Below are 25,923 nucleotides of genomic sequence, written 5' to 3'. Positions count from 1 at the left end.
TGGCACGCAATCGGTTTTCAGGCATCAAGTATCCTGCCGGATCAAGCAAGTATCCTGTCGGATAGAACCGGCACACTGTCGGAATATGCCGACAGATGTCCGGCCTCAAAGCGAGAAGACCATGCGTGACCTTGACGCCAAAGATCGGGAAATACTCGAAATCCTGTCGAGGGAAGCACGTATCGCGGTCAAAGCCCTGGCCGGGCGGATCGGCCTGTCGAGAAGCGCAACGAGCGAACGCGTTACCAACCTCGAGCGCAGCGGCGTCATCCGAGGCTATCGCGCCGACATTGGCGAGATCGACGCGAACGTCATTCGCGCGATCCTTCTCGTCAGCCTCAAGCGCACACCGGCGCTCCACCTACTTGACCTGCTCGCACGACACACCGAGGTAAAGCGCGTTTCGTCGGTGAGCGGTCAGCTCGATCTGGTCGTCGAACTGGAGGCGGCATCGATCAACGACCTCAACCAGGTTCGCGACTTGATCGCCAGCCACGAGACCGTTGAAGACATCACAACCGCGGTGGTGCTGAGGCGGGATATCGACCGCGAGTCGCGATAATCCGAATAATCTCAGCTGTCATTTTCCCTGAATGAAATCGGCACAGCTACCTAGTTTCAACGCGCTACGATTTGCTCTTCAGATGGTCGGTCGGCAGCGCCGTCGTATATTTGATCTGGCTGAGCGCGAAGCTTGAGCGGATATTGGCAACGCCCGGAATGCGGGTAAGGAAATCGACGACGAGCGCCTGGAACTTCATCAGGTCCTCGACCACGACCCGCAGCATATAGTCTGCCTCCCCCGTCATAAGATAGCACTCGACGATTTCCGGTTTGGTCTTGATGGCGGCGTTGAACACGTCGAGCGATTCCCGGTCCTGCTGCTTTAGCGAGACCTGTACGAAGACGTTGACCGCCAGTCCAAGCGCTGGCGCATCGACCAGCGCCACCGACCCTTTGATGACGCCACTCTCCTTCAGATCGTTGACACGCCGCCAGCAGGGCGAGGCCGAAAGGCCGGTCGCTTCCGCTAGTTCGGAAATGCTCATTTCGGCATTCTGCTGCAACAGATCGAGAATTCGAATGGTGGCGGTATCGAGCGAAGGTTTTGGTATAGGCATGTTTAACCGTTAACTGATCATTTTTCGAAAGGAAATTTCGCATTTTCCCAAGATTTGGTCAACTGAGACCAATTTTACCTCGAATTCAGGTGTAGCATTTCGGAAAAGTCGCACATGAGGGAGAGAGTCGACGATGAGGGGAGCGTCCTTGACGCCAGCAAAGCTGGAATGCCTGAAGGATTTGGAGCGCCAGGCTCTTTGGCACGCATGCTGGATGATCCACAATGCCAATCATCTGCGCGAAAAGGGCGAGGTGAAGGTCGGTGGGCACCAGGCCTCGTCCGCGTCTCTGGTCTCGATCATGACGGCGCTCTACTTCCATGTCTTGCGGCCGGAGGATCGCGTCGCCGTCAAGCCGCATGCCTCGCCCGTCTTCCACGGTATCCAGTATCTGATGGGCAATCAGACGCAGGAAAAGCTACAGAATTTCCGTGGCTTCGGCGGCGCGCAGTCCTATCCGAGCCGCACCAAGGACATCGACGACGTCGATTTTTCCACCGGCTCCGTCGGCCTCGGCGTTGCGATTACCGCCTTTGCTTCGATCGTGCAGGACTATATCGCCGCCAAGTCGTGGTCGAAGGATCGCCCGGCGGGGCGGATGATCGCCCTGGTGGGCGATGCCGAACTGGACGAGGGAAATATCTATGAATGCCTGCAGGAAGGCTGGAAGCACGATCTGCGTAACACCTGGTGGGTGATCGACTATAACCGCCAGAGCCTCGATGGCGTGGTGCGCGAGGGACTGTGGCAGCGTATCGAGGGCATCTTCACCGCCTTCGGCTGGGATGTGAAGGTGCTGAAATATGGCGCACTCCAGCAGTCCGCTTTCAAGGAGCCCGGCGGCGAGGCGCTGCGCGGCTGGATCGACCGTTGCCCGAACCAGCTCTATTCCGCGCTGACCTTCCAGGGCGGCGGCGCATGGCGCAAGCGGCTCAGCGACGAAATCGGCGGCGAAGCCGGAGTTACCGAGCTTCTTGCAGCGCGAAGCGATGAGCAACTCTCAGACCTCATGAATAATCTCGGCGGCCATTGCATCGAGACGCTGACCCGCACTTTTGAAAGCATCGACCATGACCGGCCCACGGTGTTCCTGGCCTACACGATCAAGGGCTGGGGCACGCCACTGGCGGGCCACAAGGACAATCATGCCGGCCTGATGACCAAGGCACAGATGGAATCCTTCCAGGCCCGCATCGGGGTCAAGCATGGGGAGGAATGGGAGAAATTCGGCGCGATCCGCTCGCCCGAGCGGGTGCACAACTTCCTAAAGACTGTTCCCTTCTTCGCCGAAGGCAGGCGGCGCTTCAGCGCGCCCACGCTGCCGTCGGTCGGGCCAATTTTCCTCGATGATCGCGAATTGTCGACGCAGGCCGGCTTCGGCAAGATTCTCGACGCGCTGGCGCAACGTGACGATCCTATTTCCGCACGCATCGTCACGACCGCACCCGATGTCACGGTCTCGACCAATCTCGGCCCCTGGGTCAACCGCCGAGGTCTTTTTGCCCGCGAACAATTGCCCGACACATTCCGCGACGAGCGCGTTCCCTCAACGCAGAAATGGGAGTTCGGCCCGGCCGGCCAGCATATCGAGCTCGGCATTGCCGAGATGAACCTCTTCTTGCTGCTCGGGGCCGCCGGCCTCTCGCACTCACTATTCGGCGAGCGGCTGTTGCCGATCGGTACCGTCTACGACCCGTTCGTGGCCCGCGGCCTTGATGCGCTGAACTATGCCTGCTATCAGGACGCACGCTTCATGATCGTCGGCACGCCGTCGGGCGTAACGCTCGCACCCGAAGGCGGCGCGCATCAATCAATCGGATCACAGCTCATCGGCATGAGCCAGGACGGATTGGCAAGCTTCGAACCGGCCTATCTCGACGAATTGTCCGTCATCATGGACTGGGCGTTCGACTACATGCAGCGTGATGGCGACGCGACACACGATCCGCGCACCTGGCTTCGCGACGAAACCGGCGGCTCGATCTATCTGCGCCTGACGACGAGGCCGTTGGAGCAGATAGCCCTGCGGCGCGAGGACGACGCCTTCCGGCAGGGTGTGATCGACGGAGCCTACTGGCTGCGCAAGCCTTCCGCCCGCACCCGCATCGTGCTTGCCTATCAGGGCTGCGTCGCGCCGGAGGTATTGATGGCGGCAGGGAGCATGGCCGAAGCCTATGGCGACGTAGCAGTGTTGGCTGTCACCTCCGCCGATCGACTGAATGCCGGCTGGACAGCGGCGCAACGTGCCCGTCGCCACGGGCATCTCCGCGCCCACAGCCACATCGAAGCGGTGCTCGGCGATGTTTCCCGCGTGGCCAACCTGATCACCGTTACAGACGGCCACCCGGCAACGCTTGGTTGGCTCGGCTCGGTTCATGGTCATAAAACCGTGTCGCTCGGCGTCGAGCATTTCGGTCAGACCGGCACGATCGCCGACCTCTATGCGCATTTCGGCATCGACACGCACGCCATTATCGAAACAGCCGAAGCCCTGACGCGCAGCGAAGCCGCCGTGCCGTTCGGAGTAAGCGCAGCCTGACGCTGTGCCGACGCCCGTGAAATCAGCCGGGATCACCCCCTGGCTCTTTTCAGGGCGATGTCCATCTCCTTGAACGGCCGGCGAAAAGTCGGAACGCGCTCGGTAACGCCTGGAAGGGCACCGAACGGCTTATGCGGCTCGGCCTGATACCAGAAGGCGACCGAGGAAATATCGTCGGAACGGCGGTTGGCGTGGCCATGCTCGATCGTCACCCGAATATGCTCCTGAAAAATGGCCGGATCCTCGATATGCCAGCGGTATAGCGTCACCGGCTCGGTCCAGTTCGGGCCGCCGGCGGCGATGATGCCGTGATAGGGTGCGCAATATTCCTGCGTCGGGCACCACGCCGTGTTGAAATAATCCTCCGTCCCGGTTCCGTGCAGCGTCGGTGGCCAGGCGTCATTGGCGCCGGGTGAGGTCTCAGCCCGAGGATCGATCAAAGCCGCTTTCGGCCCAATGCGCGGATCGGGCTTCCGCACCGTATCAGGCACGGAAAGCCCTTGCTCGCCGTCGATGAAGATCATGTCATCGCCCTCACCATACCAGTCCCATACATCGGAGCGGCGCCGCGAATAGACGCTGTAGAGAACGCCGACATAGTGGCCCCGACCCTCGGCCTCCAAGATCGTGTAATTCTCCTTGCCGTCGACATTCTCGCCGCCGAAGAGATATTCCTCATTGGTAAGGCCTACATCGCTCATGCCCTGCGGCCGCGATTGCCGGTATTGTGCATGGAAGCGGCCCATTCCCTCTTCCAGCTTTTCGTGTAGTTCAAGATCGACATAATAGTAAAACAGCAGGTCGTGCTCGGCCTCGTTCGTCACTGTCAGCTTCATGTGCGATCCGAACGGCATCGGAAAATAGCAGTTGAACGCCTTGCCGTCCTCCGGGCTCGCCTGCATCGGCAGGCTGGCATAATTTGCGGTGCGGCCATGACCCATACCGAAGAAATCACCGATCGGGGTTTCAATGCTGGGTTCCGTCTCACCATCCCAATAGGCGCGAAGTACGATCTTGCGCAGGAAGCTCTCGCTCTCGCAGGCAAGCGTCGCCCAGATATGAGTGATGATGCCCGCCCCTTTGTGTTCGGCGATCACCTCGGTCTTGCCCGGCTCGATGTGGAAACGATCATCATTGCCGCCGGTACGATCGTAACTCGAAAACCGTCGCGTTTTTGCCTCGCGCAGTTTTGCCAGCCCGCGCAGGGGTGAAAGGCCGAGATTGTTCATGAAGGTCTCCTGTCTTGGATGAAGGCGGCTATTTCAGGCCGCTGGTCTTCAGCGAATCCATGATCTGACGCTGGAAAATCACGAAGAGGATGAGGGTAGGAATGGCGACGATGGTGGAGGCGGCCATCATGTAGTTCCAGGATGCCGAATATTGGCTTTTGAAGTTGGCGATACCGACCTGCACCATCCAGAGGTTGGGATTGGAGGTGATGGTGAGCGGCCAGAGGAAAGAATTCCAGTTGGCAAGGAAGAACAAAATGGCGAGAGCCGACATCATCGGGCGACTCAAAGGCAGGATGATGCTCCAATAGATGCGCCAATAGCTGGCACCATCGATCACCGCAGCCTCCTCTATCTCGCGCGGTAATGAGAGATAATATTGTCGCAGCAGGAAGATACCGAAAGCATTGAAGATCGCCGGCACGATCAGTCCCGCATAGGAATTGATCATGCCCATCGCCTTGACAATGATGAAGAGCGGCACAATCACGACAGGCAGCGAGACAAGGAAGGTTGAAAATATCGCGAGGAAGATAATTTCCCGCCCGGGAAACCGCAGTCGCGCAAGTGCATATCCAGCCATGGTGTGGAAGAATAGAGCTACAACTGTCACTGTTGCCGAGACGAAGAAGCTATTTAGCATATAGCGAATAAACGGTACGCCGGTCAGCACGTAGATGAAATTATCAAACGTCGGCGCTTCTGGGATGAGCGCCGATGAAAAAGATTCAGTTGCCGGCTTAAAGGCGATAGAGACCATCCAGAGCAATGGGAAAAGTGTCATCAGCGCCAATATGGCAGCGATGAGCATCCACAGACACCGCACCAGCGTTACCTGCGATCGCGCGACGTAGGTATTGGATGGATCATTCCGCATGGTCGAAACGCCCTCCGCGCGTGACGGCAAAGAAAATGGCGGTAACAGCCATGAGCGCAATCACCAGGATCGATGACATCGCCGCAGCGTAGCCGAACGCGCCGAAGGAAAATGCCTGCTGATAGATGTAGACAATCAGTACGGCCGTTGAATTTGCCGGACCGCCTTTGGTCATGACGTAGATGATGTCGAAGGCCTGCGCACCGGCCACGGCAGCGACCATCGACACCATGAGAACGAAAAAGCTGGTAGGCTTCAGAAGCGGCAGCGTGATGTACCGGAAGCGCTTCACCGACCCGGCACCGTCGATCATCGCCGCCTCGTAATATTCCTTTGGAATGTCCTGCAGGCCACCCAGGAAGATCAGCATGTAGAAGCCCATCAGGAACCAGACACTGACGAGGACGACAGTGATCAACGCGAAATTCGGATCGCCAAGGAAGGAAATCGAGTTGAGACCGAGGCTCGCCATCGTTTGGCCGACGACCCCGATCTTGTCGATGACCATGAATTGCCAGACGAGGGCGACGACCACGAGGCTCACCATGTTCGGCGCGAAAAACATTGAGCGGATGACGGCATTGAAGCGATTGGTCTGCTGCACGAGAAGCGCCAGCCCCAGGCCAGCGACAAAGAGGGAGGGCACGAGCATGACAGCATAGAGGGCCGTCACCCTCGCCCCCTTCCAGAACAACGGGTCATGCCAAATGCGGATATAGTTCTTGGCGCCGACGAAATTGTAAGCGCCAAATCCGTTGACTTCATAGACGCTCAACACCAGCGACAGAAGCATCGGCACGCCGAGGAAAAGGAAGAGGCCAAGTGCGTCAGGCAGCACGAAAAGATATCCTGCAATCCATTCACGATGGCGAGCGGAAAGCCCTTTGCACTCTCCGTTGACACGGTTTTCCGCTACATCCACAATTGTCGTCATGATCTCATCCCGAAATAGGAAGCAGCCGCCGAAGCCGATTGCCACGGCGGTCGGCGGTTCCTCCTAGAGGATTGGTGCGCCGCCATAGGAGCCAAGAAATGCGTCGAGCTGCTGCGAGGCAGAGGTCGCGGTCGCCTGCGGATCGGCACCACCGAGTTGTGTCTGCTGGATCGCATCGGAGATGATCTTGTAGACCTCCGGTGGCAGGCGCGGCTCAGCGCGCGTACCTGGGTGAACGTCAGCGGCAAACTTGCCGATCATGCCTGTCTTGAACGCGTCACCGCCTGCGGCAAGCGCGCTTTCGCGTGGCGGCATGTCGGACTTGCCCTTGGTGCACCAGTCGGCCACCCGCTGAACAGAAGCCGCGTCCTTCGAAGCAAGCGCCCAGGCGCAAAACTGTGCAGCTGCATCCGGATTTTTGCCTTTCGCATTGGCCACGAAAGCCCAGCCACCGCCAACAGTGACATACTTGCCTTTGGACGGCGTCGGCAGGCGAAAGACGCCATACTTGAAATCCTTGGCATTGCTCTGCAGTTGCGAGATACCCCAGATGCCGACATTCTGGATAGCGCAGTAACCCGAAGCAAGATTGGCGACGGTGTCATTTGCGCCAGTGCCCATGACCTGCCGTGGGGCGGCGCCCGAGTTGATCGCATCCTGCCAGAGTTTCAGCGCCTGTACCGTGGCGGGTGAATCGAAGGCGCTCTTGCCGTCCTTCGTCTGGAATTCGCCGCCGCCTTGCCAGAGGAAGGGATACCAAGTGAAGTTTTGATAGTAGCCCGGCTGGGTCTCAAACAGCACGCCGAAGCGCTTCGGCGTCGTCAGCTTTTTGGCGAGTTCGAGCAATTCCGCCCACGTTTTGGGGACATCATTCTCATTCAGCTTCGCCTCTTCGAAGGCTTTAACGGAGTAGTACATCGCCATCGGCTCGACTTCCATCGGAATGCCGTAGATCTTGCCGTCGACCATCCGGTTGGCGATTACGCTTTCGGGGAAATCAGCCTTGGCGTCGATATGCGGCGTCAGATCCTGCAGGACACCGCCATTGTAATAACGCAGGAAATCGCCCGGCGAGATGAGGAAGACATCCGGCCCTTCGCCTGAGGCGAAGGCGGTCGCAAGCTTTGGGCCGTTTATGTATTCCGCATTGGGCACATATTCGAGCTCGACCTTCTGCGGATGGCTATCGTTCCAGGCGGCCACGGCCCTTTCGAACCAGTCGACCTGGCTCTGCACCGCGCCGCCCGGCGCGTAGAACTGCCAGAACTTCAGCGGCGCGCTTTGTGCCCGAACCGCCATGCGGTTCAAATATGGAAATCCGCTCAATCCGGCAGCACCCCCGATTGCAATGGTGGCGCCGGCCTTAAGCACGCCACGCCGGGTGATTGCGGCAATAGACTTGTCCTTACCTGTCATGACTACCTCCCATTTTATCAACGCGCCACGACAGCTCCCCCCGCGTGGCATCAGTCAAATCATGCGGTATCGAAGGCGTGCAGATTGCACGGAATGACTTCGGAGCGCGGCGGCCCCGCATAGGCTCCGGAGAGCCTTTCGAGCAGCAACTCGGTGGCACGATGAGCTAACAGCGATGGCGTGTTGCCGACCCTGGTGATCCGCGGCCGCACATATTCCAGCTGCGGCTGATCGCCGAAGACGGCAACGCCGATATCCTTGGGCACGCTGACGCCGCGATCGAAGAAGGCGGCGAGCGCACCTGCTGCCATCAGGTAATTTCCAAAGAAGATCACCGATGGCAGATCATCGCGATGTGTCGCAAGAAGCCAATCCACCGCCTCCTCGCCTGACGGGCCGAGATAGCTTCCCTCGCGCCGCAACTCAGCCAGCGGCTCGACGCCATTGTCGCGCAGCCCCTGTTCGAAACCGGCAGCGCGCGCCATGGCTTCGGCAAAGAACGAAGGGCCGGTCAGATGCGCTATCCGGCGATGCCCCTTCTTGGCCAGATAGGCTCCCATTTGGTAACCGCCGCCGAAGTCATCGATCTTAACGCTGTCGACGGCCTGATTGGGTAGATCGCCGATGAACACGGTCGGAAGGTCTATTTCGAGAAGTGCGTCATGCATGCCGTGCAGCGCGAAATCACCGACAATCAGCCCGTCGATCCGGCGGTTGCGGATCTGGCGGAGATAGTGCTCGCCGTGCTCCTGCGAGTGCCCGCCTGGAACGTCGGTGTTGAAGATCAACAGGTCGAGCCCGAGAGCTTCAAGATCGGACTGCGCGGCCTGGACCATTTCCGGATAGAACGGGTTGCGAATATCCGGGATCAGCATGGCGACAAGATTGGTACGGCCCGTCCGAAGGCTTTGCGCCATCGGGTTCGGCACGTAACCCAGCTCGGCGATCGCTTCCAGCACGCGCTTGCGCAGATCCGCCGAGACCCGATCGGCATGATTCAACACATGCGACACAGTGGTCGGCGACACTCCCGCATGCTTAGCAACTTTGGCGATCGTGGTCATACGGGCAAGCTAGGAGATTATGAATCGATTTGCAAATAGTTTTGCAAATCGATTTACACGTAAGATCGGCTGATGAACACGCATGCGCTGGAAAGCAATGCCAGACTTCATTTCAGATGGCAGGTTGTCTCGCAGCGCTAGCTGTTGCTGCATCCCAGGCCAGAGCATCTCGTGCTCCGTGACTTTGCAGCAATGCCGGGATCCAGACTAAAAGCCGGAAAAGGTGGAAACACCTCTCGCCTTGAGCTTTGTTCTGGCGACCGTAACATAGAAGTAGTTTTTGAGTTCGCCGAGGCATGTCTTGACTCTGCCCTCAACCACCTTGCGATCCAGCTTTTCCGTTCCGGCTTCGCCATTTCGAAAGCGCATCAAAACGTCGATATTGCGATCGCAATCGGTCATCTGCTTCTGCAAGCCATCCGCCTGACGCTCTGTATCAAGCGGCCATCCATTTAACGCACCGCTGGCCAGCAGCACCATAAAGGCGCCAGCCCCAACCAGCTTCAGAATGCCACTCATCATGCCTCACCAAACCCGTCGGCACACAACTTTCAGAATTGTAGCCTCGGCACCACCATAAATGCAATCGACTGACAAGCCGCAATCATTGCTTGCTCTCAACGAGGATTTTCCCAAGACATACACGATTGGACAGCCAAATCGGCATGCCATTTCGGTTTTACACGGGATTGGCAAGCTTCAACAGGATGGGCCGGCTGGATGCGATCGGAACATGCCGGTGATGCCAAGGGATTTGAAGCGGCATCGCCTGGCTTTCAGGATCAAATCCTCAGTCCGTCACAAGTCCGAACCAGCAAGCGCGACGGTATTTCGACCGCCCGCTTTCGCCGCATAGAGGTTCCTGTCTGCGTCACCAAGGCAGCCTTCCGCATCGAAACCTGCTTCGCAATAGACCGCGCCGATACTGACTGAAACGCGCACAGTCGCTCCCGTCGACGCCCGAACATCCAGCCGCGCGACAGCCAGCCTGATTTCCTCGCAGCGTTCGAACATATCTCCGACGGCGAGGTCGCCGAAGAACAGCACGAATTCCTCACCTCCGAGACGCCCGGTCAGATCGCCCGGCCCGCAACGGCTGCTTAGCAACCGCCCAACCTTTCGCAGCACCTCGTCACCGATTGCATGCCCATATCGGTCGTTGATCGACTTGAAATGATCAAGGTCAAGAAACAGCAGCCCTCCAGGCGTGCCCATCTTGCTTATATCCGCCAGTTCCTTCTGAAAGGTCTGACGATTGGGAATGCCGGTCAGCCCGTCCAACCGTGACTGCACGCGCAACTCTTCATAGATCCTGGCCAATCGGACCAATGCGTTCGCAGCGCTAGCCTCGGCCCGCCGCAGCTTCTCCGCTTGATGAAAATGCACAGCCGATACTGGAATGGCGATCGTCAGGGGACAGATGATCGCCATCAGCAAGCCGGCACCATCGACCTGGCCGCCGAGAAGGGGAACGATGCTAAAGCAGATCGCCAGCGAGGCCATAAGAGACAGCAGACCGCTCAGAACGGCTTTGATCAGGACAACACGCATAGAAGACCGGCGGTTCATTGGCACTGAGGTCCAATAGCGACGATTTCCTTAAGATCCTCTACATGAATGGGTAAAAACCTATGTATCGGCACCCTGCACGCCGGCGAGGCCGGATAGGCCGCCCGCGCGAGCTGTTTTCATCACCGCCAATGACAACCGCTTGACGGCTTCGAACTGCAAGGCCTGTTGGCCGCTCCTATCAATGAGCAATCCGACGCTCGAGCAACCGATCAGATCGCTTGCGAGGCTCGACATAGGTTTGAGAGTGCCGGCCTCAAAATATTGTACACAATATTATTCAGTTTGGCCTCGTTCTTGCATCCAAGAGTTTTTGCATTCAGCCAGATTGGCCCTGTAGTGCCGCCAAACCTGCACCACATGACAATGAGCGGCCAATTTAGAAACATGTAGTTGTTATGGGTATTCTTTTATTGTAGACAATCATGTGTGCAAAATAAGCCAAGCGGAGGAGCGCGGCGTTGCACCGAATGAGAAAATGGGAGGAATTTAATGAGACGTGAGATCTTGTGGGCAGGCGTCGCTTGCGTGTTCGCGACCTTCGGTACGCTGGCACCATCTATTTCTCGAGCCGATACGCTCGACACGGTCAGGCAGCGCGGCAAGGTGGTATGTGGGGTATCCATCGCCAATCCAGGCTTTGCAGCGCCTGACGACAAAGGTCGGATGGAAGGCTTCGATGCCGATATCTGCCGTGCCGTCGCAGCTGCGGTGTTTGGTAACGGCGACAAAGTCGAGTTCGTTCCCACGAATATCAACACGCGCTTCCAGGCGCTCCAGTCCGGGGAAATCGATATTCTGTCCCGGCAGACGACATTGACCTTTTCTCGCGATGCATCGCTCGGTCTCGACTTCGGCCCTTATGTGTTCTTCGACGGTCAGGGCCTGATGGTTCCGAAATCACTGGGGATCACCAGCGCCAAGGAACTGAAGGACGCTGCAATCTGCACCCTGCCGGGAACGACCACGGCGCAGAACCTCACCGATTTCTTCAAGGCGCAGGGTGCCAAATTCGAGATGGTCGTGTTCGAAAGCCCCGACGAAAATCGCGCAGCCTTCTTCGGCGGCCGCTGTGAAGCCATCTCGTCCGACCGATCAGACCTCGCCTCAATCCGTGCGGTTGCCAACAACCCGAATGATTATGTCATTCTTCCCGAGACCATCTCGAAGGAGCCGCTTGCTCCTGCCGTTCGTCAAAATGATTCAAACTGGCACGACATCGTATCCTGGTCCGAATGGATGGTGATGGCAGCGGAAGAAAAGGGCATTACCCAGGCCAATGTCGACGAAAAGCTGAAAAGCGACGACCAGGAAATCCAGCGCATGCTCGGCGTGACGGACGAACTCGGGCCGATGCTCAAGCTAGACAAGAAATGGGGCTACAACATCATCAAGTCGGTCGGCAACTATGCTGAGATCTTCGATCGCAACCTCGGGGAAAAGACCAAGCTCGGCCTGACCCGTGGCCCGAACATGCCCTGGAATGCTGGGGGCCTGCTTTACGCACCGCCTTTCCGCTAAGCCTTCTCGGGAAGATGCACAGCCGCTTTCCATCTGGAATGCGTATAACCAAGACGATAGAGCGTTTCACGGCTCAAAGCCGGTCGGAAACGCTCTAAGGAAATCAATCCCGTATTCGGAAACCGAATACGGGACATCCCCCGCTCTCGAATGTACCGGAAGAACGCATGGCTTTGCTTCATGACGTGCGGTATCGCGCGCTATTCTATCAATGCCTGGCAGTCGTATTCGTCGTCATCCTCGCGTGGTCGATGTTTACGACGGCCAGTCAGAACCTGGCCAAGCAGGATATTGCAACCGGCTTCGGTTACCTGTCACGACAGGCCGGATTCGTTATCAGCGAGACCGCGATCGCTTATGAGCCGACAGACACCGTCGCGCGCGCATTGTTGGCCGGCGTAGCAAATACGATGAAGGTTTCCGTTCTGGCGGCCATCCTCGGCACCTTGATCGGCTTGCTCGTGGGCATCGGACGCATGTCACACAATCCGTTGCTACAGCACGTGATGCTTGCCTACATCGAAGTGATGCGCAACGTCCCTTTGCTGCTCTATCTGTTATTCTGGTATGCTCTTATCATAAATGTTCTGCCGCCGGTGCGCGCTGCTCTGGCAATTGCGCCAAGCGTATATCTTTCCAATAGCGGACTTGCTATTCCAGCAGTATCGGCAGCTAACGGTTTCGCTGTTCCGCTGCTCGCAGTTGCCACCGGCTTGGTAATAGGCTTCCTGTCCTATCGCTCGGCCTTGCGCCGCCGCCTTGCTAGCGGCCAATCGAACCATGGTTTGCTGATTGCAATTGCACTATCTATCACTCCACTCCTACTGGTTTGGCTTCTATACGGGATCAATCTGAGTTGGGATCTTCCTCAGCAGGGTCGCTTCCGCCTAAGTGGCGGCCTTCAGATACGACCGGAATTCGTCGCGCTTCTCGTTGGCCTTGCGCTGAACGTATCGGCCAACGTTGCCGAGATCGTGCGCGCTGGTATTCAGGCTATCAATAAGGGGCAATGGGAAGCTTCCATAGCCCTTGGACTTTCACGCGGCACCGCACTGCGCTTGATCATCCTTCCCCAAGCGCTGCGGATCATGATCCCTCCGCTTACCAACATTTATCTGACGGTGTTCAAGAACAGTTCGCTTGCAATTGCCATCGGCTATCCGGATCTCGTTATGGTGTCCAATACCATCATGAACCAGACCGGGCAGGCCATGGAAACGATAGCTGTGTTCATGGGGGTCTATCTCGGCCTTTCCATCGCAATTTCACTTCTGATGAACTGGTACAATGCCCGCATGGCGTTGAAGGAGCGCTGACAATGGCTGATCTCGACCTTCGACTGACCGAGTTTACCCCGCAACTGCCGCCCAAAAGGCAGACGCAATGGATGCGGACCTGGTTCGGAACGCCTGGCAACACCATGATCACGCTTGCCTGCGCAGGCGCCTTGCTGATGCTGGGAAGGCTGGCAATCGACTGGCTGCTGGTCAATGCGACATTTGCGGGCACTCCTGCCGATTGCAAGAGCGGTTCCGGGGCATGCTGGCCGTTTCTCGCCACGAAACTGCGCTACATGCTCTTCGGATTCTATCCTTACGAGGAGCAGTGGCGCCCGCTTTTGGCACAGATTTTATTTATGGCCGGCGCCTTGGTGTCAATGCTGCCCTGGCTTTGGGGCAGAACGTTGCTCGGCGCATGGTGCCTGGTACTGATGCCGACGCTGTATATTCTGATGGCTGGCGGCGCTTTCGGTCTGCCACCCGTGCCGACGAGCCAGTGGGGAGGTTTGCCGCTCTCGTTCCTGCTCTCTTTCGTCGGACTTGCTTGTGCCCTGCCTCTGGGCATCCTTCTGGCGTTGTCACGTATATCCGACCTGCCCGTCATCAGAATTCTTGCGGTCGGCTTCATCGAGATCGTCCGCGGCGTTCCGTTGATCAGCATTCTCTTCATGGCGACGGTGATGCTGCCTCTGTTCATGCCGGAGGGTGTCACGATCGACAAGCTGCTCCGAGCGCAGGTTGCCATCATCATCTTTGCCGCCGCCTATATCGCCGAGATCGTCCGCGGGGGTCTTCAGGATATTCCAAGAGGCCAGAGCGAAGCCGGATCGGCCCTTGGCCTCCATTATTGGCTTGTCATGTACAAGATCGTACTGCCGCAAGCCATGAAGAAGGTCATCCCTCCGCTGGTCAGCCTCTTCATCGGCTTTTTCCAGGACACCACGCTCGTGACCATCGTCGGTCTTCTCGACTTTCTCGATACAGTCCGGTCGGCGATGCGAGATCCTGCATGGCAAGGCATCGCTGTACTGGAAGGCTATCTCTTCGCTGCAGCCGTCTACTTTACCTTCAGCGCGTTGATGGGCAGCTACAGTCGCTTTCTGGAACGCTATTTCAAGACAACGCACGATTAAAGATAGCAGCAGGCTCAAAGCAGCAACGAGCTACTATCCGGCCTACGTTCCAACCCAGATTTTGGCGGAGCCTATCAATAGGATGGGCTCCGCTATCGTCTAAAGTGCTTCCGCCTTTTTGAAGCGCGGAAACGCTCTGGTGACGCTATTTGGCCTCGCATCGCATTTTCTGCGTACTGCATTGGTAACGATGAGGTTCTCTCGCAGAAGCAATCTTATCGAACGATCATTTCCGCGCGGGCAAGCGCGCTCGCAAAGCCGTTGAGGGAGACGGGGAAGGTGACGATCTGACCAGTGTCAGCGGCAATGGCGTGGATCTGCATCGTCTTGCCTGTTTTCAGCAATGAAAGACGCAGCGCATCGATTTCAAGATCGATGAAGCAGCCGGCGGGCAGCGCCGTGCGGAAGGGGATGGCAGGCGCTCGGCTGCCTTCGTCCACCTGCAGGACAACCCCTTTCTGAAACAAAAGTCCGAACGGCAGCACCAAGGTTCCGGTCACCTTTCCGGCATCCGGGCGCAATTCGATCAGCAGCAACCGCTGGCGCGTGTCGTTGTGGATCTGCTCCTGCACGATCACGCAGGATTTCTGCGTCGACGTCTCGTTCGCCTGGATCGCGCCGAGAACGAGCCAATCGCCATGAACCTCGCGCAACGCGTCGGCTCCGCCCGGTAGACGGGTCTTTCTGTCAGGGGTCATTTGGTCAGTCATTGTCATTCTTTCGTTGAGCCTGACGCTGTGGCGATGCAGAACAGGCAGTGGATAAATCGCAGAAATGCGGGTCTCGCGTCTGAGCGACCGCATGGCAATTGGCGAAGGCATCCGGACGCTCACGGCAACTCGATCTCTTTGTTGGAATTGCCCTTCTCGCCCGTCAGCGCTGCCGCGCGCTGCGTACATGATCTCGATATTTCTCTAAGCGCCTTTCGCATCCCCTCAGCCGTCTATTTCGATCTCAACACCGACAGATCGGCCAGCGCCGCCACGCCGGACCGATCGTCTCCCCCCAATTGGCCCGTGGCCGCGTTTTTTCGGTCGCAGGCTCAACAGTCACACAACCGGCTCAAACCAATCAGTCTCGACGCTATGAAGTTTCCCCTGCGCTGTCGCCGTCCATTTTTGACACAGTGAGATTTCCACTGCTGGAGGGCTGGAGCGTGCGTGTTCACCTGGCCGAAGGCGACTGAAGCCCGGCCTTTGCGCTACCGGCCTCGGCCAAGGGGAGCATCATTTTCGTAACATTGACCTCGGGTCACGTTGATAAATCGACCGGCCCATCTATAACCACAGCATGCTTTGAACAGGGAGGTTCGCTGTATGAGTGTTGTTTATTCTCCCATGTCTCTTCGTGATGCTCGTTTCATCGTCGCAGAACATGGTCTTGACGCCCTGCGTGAAATCGTTTTGGCGCGCGCCGCGGATAATCATGACAACGCTGTCATTCAAACGAACGCCAAAGCTCTTCCCACGGCCGAAAGCGGGCCTCTTCACGGTATCGCCTTCGGAGTGAAGGATAACATCGACGTGGCGGGCTATATGACCACCGGCGCATGCCCAGGTCTCGCTGAAAATCTCGCAAACGCCGATGCGCCAGCGGTTGCCGCCCTTCGATCGGCCGGCGGCTATGTTCCGGTCAAGCTGAACATGCACGAGCTTGCGTTCGGCATTACATCAAACAACCCTGCATTCGGCGCCGTCCGCAACCCATTCGACCCGAACCGCAGTGCAGGCGGTTCCTCCGGCGGCAGCGGCGCCGCGGTCGCTCGCGGCGTCGTGCCCTTTGCCCTAGGCTCCGACACGGGAGGGTCGTCGCGTATTCCGGCTGCCTTCTGCTCGATCGTCGGCTTTCGGCCATCGACGGGACGGTACAGGGAGGGAGGCGCTCTCATGCTGTCGCCAACCCGCGACACGATCGGCCCGATGACGGTAAACTGTGCCGATCTGGCCGAAATCGACGGAATCATAACAGGCGAGCATGCCCTCCCGGCGCTGCCGGAGCGGCCTTTGCGCCTCGGTGTTCTCTGGGACAAACGCTGCTTGTCGCAGAGTGTCGACCATGCCATAGCTAGCGCACTCAGCAGACTTGCCCTCTCGGGAGAAATAGATCTCGTTCCGATTTCCGCTTCTGAATTTGAGGATATCGATGCGCGCATCGGCGGGCCTGTGGTGTTCAACGAGGCATTCGAATTCTGGACGGCCTTTTGTGCGAACCGGCTCGGCAAAACGCTGACGGAATTCACCTCCACCATCGCCAGTCCCGATGTCCGCATGATTTTCGAGCGGCTTCCGTCGTTTGCCGCCGAAACCAGGGAGGCCTTTCTCTATGCCCACAACGGCGGATTGGCCTCGCTGCGAGATACATATGAGCAACTCCTCCGCAGCCACCAACTCGATGCGCTCATCATGCCGACCGTTCCGGTGCAACCGCCTCTGATGAGCGAGGATGAACGCATGCAAACGGATGCCGGTTTGGTTTCGACCTTCCATACGGTGACGAGCCATGCGGTGCTGGCGACCCTGACGGGAGCACCTTCTATTTCGATTCCCGCAGGACTGGATCGGGATGGCCTTCCCGTCGCCCTGATGATCGAAGGCAGCCGCCATGGCGACCGCGCATTGCTCGCGATTGCCGGTAAGGTCGAGGCCCTGCTCGCCCAATAGTTTTCGCCATCTGGAGCAATCCGGACGGAATGGCGGAAGCTTCCGCTCTCTCCAGCGCCTGCCATGAATGCTGGCCGCTTTCGTACCCTTGTTGGCACCATTCAAACCCTTTACCCGTTTGAACGCCAAGTCCTCTTCCGCGAGTATCAAGCCGGTTCCGACGGATCGGCAAACACTGGTTTCGGTGACAAGAGCGGTCCGTTCGCCCACAACCCACTCGACTGGAGCTGCAAATGTCCCCTACTTCCGAAGTCATCGCAGGTATCAAGATCCCGGACAGTCCAATGGCAAAAGCCGCGACCGGACTGGTCCGGGACACCGAGACCGACCTGCTCTATCACCACTCGCGCCGCGTCTTCCTGTTCGGAGCACTGACCGGCGAGCGCAAGGGCCTGAAATACGATCCAGAACTTCTCTATGTCGGGGCGATGTTCCACGACATGGGCCTCATGGATTCCTATGCCAGCGAAACCGAGCGCTTCGAGGTGGATGGTGCGAATGCCGCACGCACCTTCCTCAAATCTTACGATGTCTCGGAACGCGATTTGGATGATGTCTGGGATTCCATCGCGCTCCACACAACACCGGGCATTCCCCAGCATAAGAGACCAACAGTTGCCCTTGTTACCGCAGGCGTCGAGATGGATGTCCTTGGCCTTGCCTACGACGACTTCACGAGCGAACAGCGTCACGAAATCTGCAATTGCCATCCGCGCGGCCTCAAGTTCAAGCACGGTATCCTGTCGGCGTTCTGCTACGGCACGATCAAGAAGCCGGAGACGACGTTCGGCAATGTCAAGGCAGATGTCCTCGCCCGCATGGATCCCACCTACAAGCGGGTCGACTTCGCAGAACTGATCATGGGCTCGAAATGGGATAGCTGAGGACTGTTCGTCGCCGATGGCGATCGAAGGTAATGCCCTTCGGTCGCCACTTTTATCACGGGCTTCTGAAGCTCGCTCTATACTGGCCCGGCGTCACTCCAAGCCTCTTTGCAAAGACCTGCCGCATCCGATGCGGGGTGCCGAAACCGCATTGAAAGGCAATCTCCTTCAAGGCAAGCGGGCTTCCCTCCAGCAAGTTCCTTGCCGCGTCCACCCTTGCCTGCTCCACGAACTCCCCGGGCGTTGTCTTCGCCTCCTGCAAAAAGAAGCGCGCGAAATTGCGTCGGCTCATGCCCACATGTTCCGCCAGATCGCCGACCGACAGCTTCCCGTTCAAATTGGCCATGACGAATCTGTAGATGACGGCAAGCGGAGAACCATCGTCCGAAGGTGCGGCTATGTAAGGGCTGAACTGCGATTGGCCGCCTTGCCGCTGAGCCACGACGACAAGCCGCTTGGCGACAGCCAGAGCGACGGCGCTGCCGTGATCCTCATTGACGATGGCCAATGCCAGATCGATGCCGGCTGTAACACCCGCCGACGTCAACAGGGCGCCATCTCGAACGTGGATCCGGTCGCGATCGACCTCGGCGAGGGGAAATTGCTGCGCCAAGGCATCGGCATTCTGCCAGTGAGTAGTGACCCGTCGGCCATTCAGAAGCCCTGCGTGACCGAGGATGAACGCACCTGTGCAGATCGAACCGTAGCGGGTGGCAAGAGCGGTCAGTCGCTTTATGCAGGACAGGACGACCAAATCGGGCGCCTCGCTCGGAAGCGACGGGCCGCCGGCCACGAGAACCAGATCGAATTTCCGGGTCGCACGCTCATAGTGCTCGTGAGCGGCCATGGGCATGCCGTTGGACGCATGGAAAAACCCGCGGGGGCCAATCAAGGTCACATCATAACGACGCTCGGCGGCGACGAACGCATTCGCTTCGTCAAACACGTCCATTGGACCTGAGACATCCAGTGCCTGGACTTTGGGGAAAACCAGAATTGCAACCGAGGGCATCGACACTCCATGCGCCTGCCGCCGCCGGAAGAGTTGGGTAGGAGCGGAGCGGGTGATCGCGGATATTAGGAAACTGCCGCTGCCCGGTCAAAAACTTCCGATGGCAGTATGCTACTCATCACAGGCTAAAACAGCGAAAGAACTCCTGCGGCAGCCTTCAAGGATCGACCCACCTCGCCGTTGCACCCTATGAGGATATGGTGTGGCTGCTGGCCTCTGAAGGCGCTGCGGCAGATGGGCGCAATACAAGCTCTGTCGGCAGAACAATCCGCTCGGCTGGCGCATCCGGCTGCTCGATGCGAAAGAGCATTCGTCGCGCTGCCGCTCTGCCGACCTCGCCGGGATGCGTAGCGACGGAAGCCATGCGCGGGCGTAGAACCTCGATCGCCTGCACATCGTCGAAGCCTATCAATGCATGGTCATGCCCCGGTCGCAGCCCGCGATCATGAAACGCCGCAGCCAGATGAAACGCTACCACATCGTTGAAACATATGGTCGCAGTCGGCGCGGGCGTGGCGCTCAGCAGTGCGGCAACCCGGCTCCCCATATCCTCGAAGGTCTCCGGGATCTTGACGATGCAAGGAGCGCCAAGGCCAAACGCCTCTATCGCCGCGTTATATCCCTCCAGCCGCTCGACAAGGGCGGAATGCTCCGCCTCCTGGATAGCAAACGCGATATGGCGATGACCGAGCCCCGCCAGCGCTTCGACTGCCGCCCACATTCCACCGCGGTAATCGACGCCGACATAATCAACCGTTTCCACCACATGTCGCAGCACCTGCACGCAGGGGAGGCGGCGCAGCGACGGCATGGCTCGCCAATCTTCCGCGGTCCCGACAGCAGGGCAGAAAATGATCCCGTCCACGCCGTGCTCGCACATGCGCCGCATGAGATCCGCCTGCCGCTCCCGATCGTCGCGACTGTTGCCGATCAGGACCGCCAGGCCATGCGTTTCGAGCGCCTCTTCAATACCGGCGAACAGCTCCGCGAAGAACGGGTTGCGCAGATTGGGGACGATGACGCCGACGATCCCGCCGCTACGCGACCTCAACCGTGCCGCCGTCATGTTGCGTACGTAGCCGAGCCGTTCCGTCGCTGCCAGAACCTTGAAGCGCGTCTCCTGTGCCACGAGCGGGCTGTCACGCATGACGAGCGAAGCCGTGGCGCGCGACACGCCCGCTTCTCTCGCCACGTCGATGAGCCGCGTGGTACCCTTTCGACCCTTGCCATTCACCATCAATGCGCCATCTCCTCCCCCGCGCCGCTATGAACGCGGCTTATTGCGGGCGCTATGATTAGTCCTCCCGCATCGCTCGGTCCACTCCTTCCATCATGCCAGATTTTTGTTGACTTAGATCGATCCAAGTACGAAGAGCGAGGTGTGTCCGTCATCACCCGTCCGGTGCCCTCCCGCCGGCAGCTTTCAGGATATTGGATCATGAACACGCCAAAGACGCCCCAAGATGCCGCAACCGCGGCGCGCTCGAACGCGAAAGCGCCGGCAATCACCCGTCGTAGCTTGCTGGCCGGTACAACGCTTCTGCTTGCGGGCCTCAACGTGCCAAAGGCATTCGCCGACACACCCTCCGCGGCAGAAGCTGCCTTCTATATCGCGTCGAGCGTACTGACCGACAAGCGCGACCTCTCTCCAATAACCTCCAAGCGCATCTTCCAGATCCTGAATGCCGACGATTCCGGCTTCGCGGACAAAGCGATCAAGCTTGCCGTGCTGGCAAAAGCCAATGTGACCGGCACTTCGCTGAAAATGGCGGCCGCGGCAGCTGGCCTGGATGCCATTGCCATGAAAATCGTCTCGACCTGGTATACCGGCACTGTCGAAACGGCACACGGTCCCGTCGTGCTGGCTTACAAGGACGCACTGATGTACCGCCCCGTCGCTGATGGGCTGACGGTCCCCACCTATTGCAACAATGGCCCTATGTGGTGGACCGGCCTGCCGCCGGAGGTCACTCGCATGCCTGTCAATTCTCCAAGGGTGCTCTGATCATGAAATCTCCCGTTTTCAACAATGGCGATGCGGTTGCCGATGTCGTCGTCGTCGGGTCAGGTGTCGTCGGCGCCCTCGTCGCAGATGAACTTGCCGCCAAGGGCAAGTCGGTCCTCGTTCTCGATGCCGGCCTGCGCATCGAGCGCGCCCAAGCGGTGGAGAATTGGCGCAATATGCCCTTCGCCAACCGGTCGGGGTCGGATTTCCAGGGGTTATATCCGCAATCGAACATGGCGCCCGCGCCGCTCTATTGGCCCGAAAACAACTATGTTGCGCTCTCTGGTCCCGACGGAAAAGGCTTCAAACAAGGCTATCTGAAAACCGTTGGCGGAACGACATGGCATTGGGCGGCGTCCAGCTGGCGGCACTTGCCCGTCGATCTGAAGATGCGCTCCACATATGGGGTCGGCCGCGACTGGCCGATTTCCTATGACGAGCTCGAACCCTATTACTGTCGGGCCGAAGACGCAATGGGCGTTGCCGGCCCGAACGACCCGGCGCTTCAGTCTCCTTCCGAGCGGTCGCGGCCCTACCCGATGGACATGGTGCCGTGGAGCTATGGCGACAAGCGTTTCGCTGAGATCGTCAATGCACATGGCTATCGATCCGTGCCGATTCCGCAAGCCCGCAGCACCCGTCCCTGGAACGGACGTCCCACGTGCTGCGGCAACAACAACTGTCAGCCGATCTGTCCGATCGGGGCAATGTATAACGGCATTCACACGGTCCAGTCTGCCGAAGCGAAAGGCGCGATCGTTCTTGCCGAATCGGTCGTCTACAAAATGGATACCGATGAGAACAATCGCATCACTGCCGTCCATTGGTACGACGCCGACCACAGGTCGCACAAAGCGACGGCCACGACCTTCGTCATTGCCTGCAACTCGATGGAATCGCCACGCCTGCTTCTGGCGGCCGCCAACGATCGCAACCCGGCCGGTATTGCCAACTCCTCGGATCAGGTCGGCCGCAATATGATGGATCACTCGGGCTTCCACTGCTTCTTCCAGGCATCGGAACCCCTGTGGATCGGTCGCGGGCCGGCGCAATCGAGCTGTCTTGTCGGCCCGCGCGACGGCGCCTTTCGCTCGGACTATTCCGCTAACAAGATGATCCTCAACAACATCACGCAGGTTACTTCGGCCACATCGGCTGCACTCAAACAGGGGCTTGTCGGCGCGGAACTGGACGCGGAAATCCGCAAGAGGACCATTCATGGCGTCGACATGTCGATCAGCCTCGAGCCGCTTCCTGACGCCAAGAACCGCGTGACGCTCAGCAAAACGCGCATGGATCCGCACGGAATTCCTTGCCCCGACGTTTACTACGACGTCGGCGATTACGTCCGCAAAGGTTACGACGCCGCCGTCGTGCAGCTCAAGGAAATCGCCGCGCTGTTCAATGCGGCGGATCTGCAGATCACGACAGCACTCAACGCCAACAATCACATCATGGGCGGATGCATTATGGGAAGCGACCCCAAGGATTCGGTCGTCGACGGCAATTGCCGCGCCCACGATCACGCCAATCTCTGGATCCCCGGAGGGGCCGCGATCCCATCCGCCAGCGTCGTCAATTCGACACTGACCATGGCCGCGCTGGGCATCAAGGCCGCCGACGATATTTCAAAAGCCCTCGGCGCATGAGGGAGATGATGACGATGAGAACGATCCCCCGTCTCGCCGGCTTGGCGCTTTTGAGCCTTACGTTCGGCTCTGCCTCTGCGGCGGCTGCCGCCGAGGATCTCGCTGCCCTGGTCGACAAAGGCAAGGCAATTGCGACTGCGGCCGATTGCATGGCCTGCCACACCGCGCCGAAAACCGGGAAATCCTTTGCCGGCGGCTATGGCATCGTCTCTCCGCTCGGCACGATTTATTCGTCCAACATCACCCCTTCGAAGGCGTTCGGAATAGGTGACTATTCGGAGGAAGATTTCGAAAGAGCGGTGCGAAAGGGCATCAAGAAAGACGGCGCTCACCTCTATCCCGCCATGCCCTATGATGCCTATGGCGCGATAAGCGACCAGGACATGCAGGCACTCTATGCTTATTTCATGCATGGCGTTCAACCGGTTGAGGAAGCACCGGAGAACGCGACCCAACTGCCCTTCCCCTTTAACATTCGCTTCTCGATGACGGCGTGGAATCTTCTCTTCGCCGATCGCAGCCCCTTCGTGCCGGATACCTCCAAGAGCGACGAGATCAACAGGGGTGCCTATCTGGCCGGTGCACTCGGCCACTGCGCATCCTGCCACGCGCCGCGCAATCTGCTGATGGGGCAAAGCGCAGATGCGGCCCTGACAGGCGGCTTCGTCGGCCCCTGGTATGCGCCGAACATCACCTCCGATCCGATCAGCGGCATTGGTGCCTGGAACGAGGCGGATCTGGTGCAATATTTCCGCACCGGCCATCTGGACAGCAAGGCGCAGGCAGCCGGCGGGATGGCGGAAGCCGTCCAGAACAGCCTGCAGCATCTGCCCGAGAACGACCTGAAGGCGCTTGCCGCCTACCTGAAATCGACGCCGCCGGTCCGCGATCCCATGGACAAGAAAGCCGCGCACGATTTTGGCGCGCGGGCATCCGACGAACCATCGATCCGAGGCCTTTTTCCACCCAATGCGCATGAGAGCCTGAAAACCGGCGCCGAACTTTACAGCGGCTATTGTGCAAGCTGTCATCAGCCCGATGGTGCCGGCAGCACCAACCAGGCTTATCCCTCACTATTCCGCAATACGGCAACGGGCGCGCGCAATCCGGCCAATCTGGTGGCGACGATCCTCTACGGAGTGGAGCGCGAGGTAGGCGGCCAGGAAATCCTTATGCCGGGCTTCGGCAACCAATCCTATGTCACGCCTCTGACTGACGGACAGGTCGCAGACATCGCCAACTACGTGCTGACCCGCTTCGGCAATCCAGACGCAAAGGTTGCTCCGGACGATGTCGCGACTGCGCGAAAGGGTGGTCCGATGCCGTTCCTCGCGACGGTGCAGCCCTATATCGTGCCGGCAATGGTCGCAGCTGGCCTGATCGTCATCCTCATCATCGCGGTCATTGCAATGTCACGGACAGCCAGGCGGAAGGATGCCGCCAGCGCAATGTAAAACGAGATGCGCCAGCCATGCCTGGCGCATCTCCGCATTCGCGCAAGCCCGCGGCGCATGGTTCGGGACGGACCACTCACCTGCCAAATTGCCTGACATTGGCTGCCGAAATCAGCTCTCGGCGACAACATGATTTTCGAGCCAGCCGATCTTCTCGATCTCGACCGCAATCCGGTCTCCAGCCTTCATGAAGATCGACGACTTGCGTTTGAAACCGACACCCGCCGGAGTTTCGATCGCACGGTGATGGCAGAGCTTATTGCGCCGCAAGACCACGGATAGTCGCAGCCGGGAAGGCCCATCTTAGGTAAGTCAATACTTTCTACATAGACATCAACGGCGCGCGAACTAAGAACCGATTCCGCCACCAGCGCAGCAGAGTGCCGTGGCTCGATTAGGCTTCTAGAAATCGACGAAGAGCAGCCAGGCTGTCGGCGCGGTATCGCACCGTTACATCGGCATCCCTCTGAAAATCGAAGGCGTGAAATGCGCCGGGGTAAACATGCAATTCCGTCGGCACACCGGCCCGGATGAGGCGCCGCGCATATTCCAGATCTTCCTCAAGGAAAAGATCCAGCGTCCCGGTCATCATGAAGCAGGGTGGCAGTCCCGCCAGGTCGTCGGCGCGTGCAGGCGATGCGTAAGGTGAAACCTCATCTGTCCCGGGGGCATGCCCGAGAAGAGACGTCCACCCAAAGCGGTTCATCTTCGCAGTCCAGACAAACTCGCCGGTATAGGGATGCGGATTGGCGGCAACGCAAGTGCAATCATCGAGCATCGGATAGGCGAGATGCTGAAAGGCGAGCGGAACCTGCTTGCGATCCCGAGCCAGCAACGCCAGGGCGGCGACAAGCCCTCCGCCTGCGCTCTCTCCCTTGACGCCGATCCTGTTCGGGAGAACGCCAAGTTCGTCTGCATGCTCGTAGATATGGAGGAGCGCGGCGTAACAGTCTTCGATCGGAATCGGATGGGCATGTTCCGGCGCTAGCCGATAGTCGATGGAAAAGATGGCGCAGCCGAGATCGCGACAGAGCGCACGATTGTCCGCATCGTCCATATTCGGATTACCGACGACGAAACCGCCACCGTGAATATGCACGATCCCCGGCAGACGCGCCGGCGACTGTTCCGGCCGGTAGGCCAGAACGCGGATGGAATGCCCGTCGGCAGCAGAGACCATGAATTCATGGGCCAGCACGCCCGATACGTCAGCCTTCGGCATTGCCGCCATTTGCTCGTCGAACAGCCGTCTCAGCCTGGGAAGCATTTCGATCGAGAAGTCCTGCTCAATCAACACATCGAGCAAGGGCAGAAGCTGGGGGTCGACGAGGTGCTTTGATTGCATCTGAAAAGCCTCTTAGCTGGAACCGACGGAGCGTTTTGAGGCATGATTCATGTGATCGAGCGTCAAACTCGCTCGCCGATCAGTCTCCTGCCCAGATCAACTATTTAACATGTTTATTAATATGTCAATTTGACGATTTTGCTGCCGCCGAGCATGATCCATGACCAGACGGAAGGCCGCGAGATCTGCAACAACATCTTCACACGCAGCACTTGCCGAAGCCGCTTTGTC

At 58.7% G+C, this 25,923-nt stretch carries 23 protein-coding genes; 10 read left to right on the top strand and 13 right to left on the bottom strand.

Annotation, left to right across the window (positions count from 1 at the left end; all coding sequences use genetic code 11):
• Window positions 1-121: 121 nt before the first annotated feature.
• Entirely contained in the window at window positions 122-562 is a 441-nt protein-coding gene (locus tag QD461_RS09685) for an Lrp/AsnC family transcriptional regulator (protein WP_184703596.1), read from the top strand.
• A gap of 64 nt (window positions 563-626) precedes the next feature.
• On the opposite strand, the gene QD461_RS09680 is transcribed toward QD461_RS09685, so the two are convergent.
• Entirely contained in the window at window positions 627-1,121 is a 495-nt protein-coding gene (locus QD461_RS09680; protein WP_414087543.1) for an Lrp/AsnC family transcriptional regulator, read from the bottom strand.
• A gap of 214 nt (window positions 1,122-1,335) precedes the next feature.
• On the opposite strand from QD461_RS09680, the gene QD461_RS09675 reads away from it, so the two are divergent.
• The gene (locus QD461_RS09675; RefSeq protein WP_414087656.1) at window positions 1,336-3,660 is read left to right on the top strand and encodes a transketolase-like TK C-terminal-containing protein; all 2,325 of its coding nucleotides are present in this window, start codon (window positions 1,336-1,338) and stop codon (window positions 3,658-3,660) included.
• Window positions 3,661-3,692: 32 nt separating this feature from the next.
• Here QD461_RS09675 and QD461_RS09670 read toward each other — a convergent pair whose 3' ends face one another.
• From QD461_RS09670 to QD461_RS09640, 7 genes are all read right to left on the bottom strand, one after another.
• Window positions 3,693-4,889, bottom strand: a complete 1,197-nt coding sequence (locus tag QD461_RS09670) for a glycoside hydrolase family 172 protein (RefSeq protein ID WP_414087542.1) — start codon at window positions 4,887-4,889, stop codon at window positions 3,693-3,695.
• 28 nt (window positions 4,890-4,917) lie between these two features.
• Complete coding sequence (locus tag QD461_RS09665; RefSeq protein WP_414087541.1) at window positions 4,918-5,766, bottom strand: carbohydrate ABC transporter permease; 849 nt, start codon at window positions 5,764-5,766, stop codon at window positions 4,918-4,920.
• Window positions 5,756-6,700, bottom strand: a complete 945-nt coding sequence (locus tag QD461_RS09660; protein ID WP_414087540.1) for a carbohydrate ABC transporter permease — start codon at window positions 6,698-6,700, stop codon at window positions 5,756-5,758. Before QD461_RS09660 ends, QD461_RS09665 begins: the two co-directional genes overlap by 11 nt.
• A gap of 63 nt (window positions 6,701-6,763) precedes the next feature.
• Window positions 6,764-8,116: an ABC transporter substrate-binding protein gene (locus QD461_RS09655; protein WP_414087539.1), complete on the bottom strand. Its 1,353-nt coding sequence runs from the start codon at window positions 8,114-8,116 to the stop codon at window positions 6,764-6,766.
• Window positions 8,117-8,175: 59 nt separating this feature from the next.
• Window positions 8,176-9,180: a LacI family DNA-binding transcriptional regulator gene (locus tag QD461_RS09650; protein WP_414087538.1), complete on the bottom strand. Its 1,005-nt coding sequence runs from the start codon at window positions 9,178-9,180 to the stop codon at window positions 8,176-8,178.
• A gap of 207 nt (window positions 9,181-9,387) precedes the next feature.
• Window positions 9,388-9,660, bottom strand: a complete 273-nt coding sequence (locus tag QD461_RS09645; RefSeq protein WP_184703588.1) for a hypothetical protein — start codon at window positions 9,658-9,660, stop codon at window positions 9,388-9,390.
• Window positions 9,661-9,978: 318 nt separating this feature from the next.
• Window positions 9,979-10,749: a GGDEF domain-containing protein gene (locus QD461_RS09640; protein ID WP_414087537.1), complete on the bottom strand. Its 771-nt coding sequence runs from the start codon at window positions 10,747-10,749 to the stop codon at window positions 9,979-9,981.
• A 492-nt stretch (window positions 10,750-11,241) separates the two neighbouring features.
• Between QD461_RS09640 and QD461_RS09635 the strand changes: the two genes are divergently transcribed.
• From QD461_RS09635 to QD461_RS09625, 3 genes are all read left to right on the top strand, one after another.
• A complete protein-coding gene (locus tag QD461_RS09635) occupies window positions 11,242-12,270 on the top strand; it encodes an amino acid ABC transporter substrate-binding protein (RefSeq protein WP_414087536.1) in 1,029 nt (342 codons plus the stop codon).
• A gap of 167 nt (window positions 12,271-12,437) precedes the next feature.
• On the top strand, window positions 12,438-13,586 hold the full coding sequence (locus QD461_RS09630) for an amino acid ABC transporter permease (RefSeq protein ID WP_414087535.1): 1,149 nt from the start codon (window positions 12,438-12,440) through the stop codon (window positions 13,584-13,586).
• Window positions 13,587-13,588: 2 nt separating this feature from the next.
• On the top strand, window positions 13,589-14,683 hold the full coding sequence (locus QD461_RS09625; RefSeq protein WP_414087534.1) for an amino acid ABC transporter permease: 1,095 nt from the start codon (window positions 13,589-13,591) through the stop codon (window positions 14,681-14,683).
• A gap of 215 nt (window positions 14,684-14,898) precedes the next feature.
• Here QD461_RS09625 and QD461_RS09620 read toward each other — a convergent pair whose 3' ends face one another.
• Window positions 14,899-15,381, bottom strand: coding sequence for an invasion associated locus B family protein (locus QD461_RS09620; RefSeq protein WP_414087533.1), 483 nt, complete (start codon window positions 15,379-15,381; stop codon window positions 14,899-14,901).
• A 618-nt stretch (window positions 15,382-15,999) separates the two neighbouring features.
• On the opposite strand from QD461_RS09620, the gene QD461_RS09615 reads away from it, so the two are divergent.
• Both QD461_RS09615 and QD461_RS09610 read left to right on the top strand, forming a co-directional pair.
• On the top strand, window positions 16,000-17,343 hold the full coding sequence (locus QD461_RS09615) for an amidase family protein (protein ID WP_414087532.1): 1,344 nt from the start codon (window positions 16,000-16,002) through the stop codon (window positions 17,341-17,343).
• Between the two features lie 233 nt (window positions 17,344-17,576).
• Window positions 17,577-18,227, top strand: a complete 651-nt coding sequence (locus QD461_RS09610; RefSeq protein ID WP_184703582.1) for an HD domain-containing protein — start codon at window positions 17,577-17,579, stop codon at window positions 18,225-18,227.
• Window positions 18,228-18,282: 55 nt separating this feature from the next.
• On the opposite strand, the gene QD461_RS09605 is transcribed toward QD461_RS09610, so the two are convergent.
• Both QD461_RS09605 and QD461_RS09600 read right to left on the bottom strand, forming a co-directional pair.
• A complete protein-coding gene (locus tag QD461_RS09605) occupies window positions 18,283-19,239 on the bottom strand; it encodes a GlxA family transcriptional regulator (RefSeq protein WP_184703581.1) in 957 nt (318 codons plus the stop codon).
• A 187-nt stretch (window positions 19,240-19,426) separates the two neighbouring features.
• A complete protein-coding gene (locus QD461_RS09600) occupies window positions 19,427-20,476 on the bottom strand; it encodes a LacI family DNA-binding transcriptional regulator (RefSeq protein ID WP_414087531.1) in 1,050 nt (349 codons plus the stop codon).
• A gap of 201 nt (window positions 20,477-20,677) precedes the next feature.
• On the opposite strand from QD461_RS09600, the gene QD461_RS09595 reads away from it, so the two are divergent.
• The 3 genes from QD461_RS09595 to QD461_RS09585 are packed head-to-tail and all read left to right on the top strand — an operon-like array spanning window position 20,678 to window position 24,347.
• Window positions 20,678-21,244, top strand: coding sequence for a sugar dehydrogenase complex small subunit (locus QD461_RS09595; RefSeq protein WP_414087530.1), 567 nt, complete (start codon window positions 20,678-20,680; stop codon window positions 21,242-21,244).
• 2 nt (window positions 21,245-21,246) lie between these two features.
• Window positions 21,247-22,893: a GMC family oxidoreductase gene (locus QD461_RS09590; RefSeq protein ID WP_414087529.1), complete on the top strand. Its 1,647-nt coding sequence runs from the start codon at window positions 21,247-21,249 to the stop codon at window positions 22,891-22,893.
• 14 nt (window positions 22,894-22,907) lie between these two features.
• Entirely contained in the window at window positions 22,908-24,347 is a 1,440-nt protein-coding gene (locus QD461_RS09585; protein WP_414087528.1) for a cytochrome c, read from the top strand.
• Window positions 24,348-24,458: 111 nt separating this feature from the next.
• Here the strand turns inward: QD461_RS09585 and QD461_RS09580 are convergent, their stop codons facing one another.
• Both QD461_RS09580 and QD461_RS09575 read right to left on the bottom strand, forming a co-directional pair.
• Entirely contained in the window at window positions 24,459-24,617 is a 159-nt protein-coding gene (locus QD461_RS09580) for a fumarylacetoacetate hydrolase family protein (protein WP_414087527.1), read from the bottom strand.
• Between the two features lie 124 nt (window positions 24,618-24,741).
• Window positions 24,742-25,692 (bottom strand): alpha/beta hydrolase, encoded by a 951-nt coding sequence (locus QD461_RS09575; RefSeq protein ID WP_414087526.1) that lies wholly within the window; start codon window positions 25,690-25,692, stop codon window positions 24,742-24,744.
• Window positions 25,693-25,923 lie beyond the last annotated feature (231 nt).

The organism is Rhizobium sp. BR 314 (assembly GCF_047445805.1).
Lineage (GTDB): Bacteria > Pseudomonadota > Alphaproteobacteria > Rhizobiales > Rhizobiaceae > Rhizobium > Rhizobium lusitanum_B.
This window is presented reverse-complemented; position numbering and strand designations above follow the sequence as displayed.

Bases quoted from the DNA above. Each gene is read 5' to 3' on its own strand.
- QD461_RS09685 (WP_184703596.1), top strand. From the start codon at position 122: ATGCGTGACCTTGACGCCAAAGATCGGGAAATACTCGAAATCCTGTCG.
- QD461_RS09680 (WP_414087543.1), bottom strand. From the start codon at position 1,121: ATGCCTATACCAAAACCTTCGCTCGATACCGCCACCATTCGAATTCTC.
- QD461_RS09675 (WP_414087656.1), top strand. From the start codon at position 1,336: ATGATCCACAATGCCAATCATCTGCGCGAAAAGGGCGAGGTGAAGGTC.
- QD461_RS09670 (WP_414087542.1), bottom strand. From the start codon at position 4,889: ATGAACAATCTCGGCCTTTCACCCCTGCGCGGGCTGGCAAAACTGCGC.
- QD461_RS09665 (WP_414087541.1), bottom strand. From the start codon at position 5,766: ATGCGGAATGATCCATCCAATACCTACGTCGCGCGATCGCAGGTAACG.
- QD461_RS09660 (WP_414087540.1), bottom strand. From the start codon at position 6,700: ATGACGACAATTGTGGATGTAGCGGAAAACCGTGTCAACGGAGAGTGC.
- QD461_RS09655 (WP_414087539.1), bottom strand. From the start codon at position 8,116: ATGACAGGTAAGGACAAGTCTATTGCCGCAATCACCCGGCGTGGCGTG.
- QD461_RS09650 (WP_414087538.1), bottom strand. From the start codon at position 9,180: ATGACCACGATCGCCAAAGTTGCTAAGCATGCGGGAGTGTCGCCGACC.
- QD461_RS09645 (WP_184703588.1), bottom strand. From the start codon at position 9,660: ATGGTGCTGCTGGCCAGCGGTGCGTTAAATGGATGGCCGCTTGATACA.
- QD461_RS09640 (WP_414087537.1), bottom strand. From the start codon at position 10,749: ATGAACCGCCGGTCTTCTATGCGTGTTGTCCTGATCAAAGCCGTTCTG.
- QD461_RS09635 (WP_414087536.1), top strand. From the start codon at position 11,242: ATGAGACGTGAGATCTTGTGGGCAGGCGTCGCTTGCGTGTTCGCGACC.
- QD461_RS09630 (WP_414087535.1), top strand. From the start codon at position 12,438: ATGGCTTTGCTTCATGACGTGCGGTATCGCGCGCTATTCTATCAATGC.
- QD461_RS09625 (WP_414087534.1), top strand. From the start codon at position 13,589: ATGGCTGATCTCGACCTTCGACTGACCGAGTTTACCCCGCAACTGCCG.
- QD461_RS09620 (WP_414087533.1), bottom strand. From the start codon at position 15,381: ATGACCCCTGACAGAAAGACCCGTCTACCGGGCGGAGCCGACGCGTTG.
- QD461_RS09615 (WP_414087532.1), top strand. From the start codon at position 16,000: ATGAGTGTTGTTTATTCTCCCATGTCTCTTCGTGATGCTCGTTTCATC.
- QD461_RS09610 (WP_184703582.1), top strand. From the start codon at position 17,577: ATGTCCCCTACTTCCGAAGTCATCGCAGGTATCAAGATCCCGGACAGT.
- QD461_RS09605 (WP_184703581.1), bottom strand. From the start codon at position 19,239: ATGCCCTCGGTTGCAATTCTGGTTTTCCCCAAAGTCCAGGCACTGGAT.
- QD461_RS09600 (WP_414087531.1), bottom strand. From the start codon at position 20,476: ATGGTGAATGGCAAGGGTCGAAAGGGTACCACGCGGCTCATCGACGTG.
- QD461_RS09595 (WP_414087530.1), top strand. From the start codon at position 20,678: ATGAACACGCCAAAGACGCCCCAAGATGCCGCAACCGCGGCGCGCTCG.
- QD461_RS09590 (WP_414087529.1), top strand. From the start codon at position 21,247: ATGAAATCTCCCGTTTTCAACAATGGCGATGCGGTTGCCGATGTCGTC.
- QD461_RS09585 (WP_414087528.1), top strand. From the start codon at position 22,908: ATGAGAACGATCCCCCGTCTCGCCGGCTTGGCGCTTTTGAGCCTTACG.
- QD461_RS09575 (WP_414087526.1), bottom strand. From the start codon at position 25,692: ATGCAATCAAAGCACCTCGTCGACCCCCAGCTTCTGCCCTTGCTCGAT.